Source organism: Holdemanella porci, from assembly GCF_009696075.1.
Classification (GTDB): domain Bacteria; phylum Bacillota_I; class Bacilli_A; order Erysipelotrichales; family Erysipelotrichaceae; genus Holdemanella; species Holdemanella porci.
The window spans coordinates 1-1,184 of sequence record NZ_VUMR01000128.1; the positions used below are offsets into that span (position 1 = coordinate 1).

Genomic DNA, 1,184 nt, shown 5'->3' on the forward strand with positions numbered 1-1,184 from the left:
AACACGATACGAATCCATAGCCATTGCGGTTATGAATCACCAAATCAATATGAGAATAATTATTATTCAAAACATTAGAATTTAAAATTTATCTATTTTATAAGTCCTTTTTCTTGACGTAGTACCATGTGCCTATGAGGGCAGTCAAGACAAAAAGAGGTAGCCTTGGCTGCAAGCTGTTTGGCATATTTAACACCACAGGCATTACAAAATCTAGAATGACAAGAATGAGGAATAATATTCCAGTTGTCGCAATCCGTACATTCAAATTGATCAAAGCCAAGATAACATGTGTGGCAAAGAAGAGGATGCAAGGACGAGCTTTACCGGAAGCATCTAGTTTTCGAATGTATTCAATATTATCGAAGAAGATGTTCTTGATGGGATGAATAAAATTGAAGTTTTTAACGTCACAATCTAATAATGATAGAGCTTCAATTGGAATATTTGAATAATAAGTAGTGTCCATAAATTAATTATATGTGAATTTAAAGTGAACATGTGAGGATACAGCAATATATCACATATTCACATTGGTGATATAATAATACAAATAAAATAAATTAGAAAGTCTCAAATCTATGTGTTAAATCTGTTTTGAATATAGTATAATAGAGACGGATAGAACAGGAGGACTTGTCTTATGAAGGTGTTTTCAATGTCACAAAGAATCTATTATAAAGATCTGGAACCAGAAGCAGAATCTATCATTAAAAAGGATCTTGAATTGTATAACTGCATGCTTCATAAGGCGTTCAAAATATGTTTTGATCGTGCCTATAAAGATGTTACCTATTCAGAAACAGATCAAAGAATGATCAAGTCCTTCTATGGTACAAGTGATTATTTTCCTTTGTCTGCCATTTATGAGGCCAAGGCTTTAGTGAAAAGTCTTAAATACAGAGAAAAGGAAGATCGTGATTTGATCAAGACTCGTCTTAAAAAGATAGACAAAAAAATCAAAAAGAACGAGAAGCAATTGAAAAAGGCTTTAAAGGAAAAAGAGAAATTGATCAACAGATCCAAGAAAAAGAAATATACAGAAGAGGACTATCTGTATGAGATAATATGAAGTGACCTCCTATTGTCAATACGTGGATTACGACTCATAATTGAATTGATTAAAAACACTTATGGTGTCGATGCCATAACACAATAGGAGGTCACTATGAAAAGTATATTAT

General features: G+C 32.2%; 2 protein-coding genes. One reads left to right on the plus strand and one right to left on the minus strand.

Translation table 11 applies throughout. The features are described from left to right. Positions 1-92: 92 nt before the first annotated feature. On the minus strand, positions 93-314 hold the full coding sequence (locus tag FYJ55_RS11520; protein ID WP_154556807.1) for a transposase zinc-binding domain-containing protein: 222 nt from the start codon (positions 312-314) through the stop codon (positions 93-95). Positions 315-643: 329 nt separating this feature from the next. On the opposite strand from FYJ55_RS11520, the gene FYJ55_RS10715 reads away from it, so the two are divergent. Continuing rightward, a complete protein-coding gene (locus tag FYJ55_RS10715; RefSeq protein ID WP_154556808.1) occupies positions 644-1,072 on the plus strand; it encodes a hypothetical protein in 429 nt (142 codons plus the stop codon). Positions 1,073-1,184: the final 112 nt, after the last annotated feature.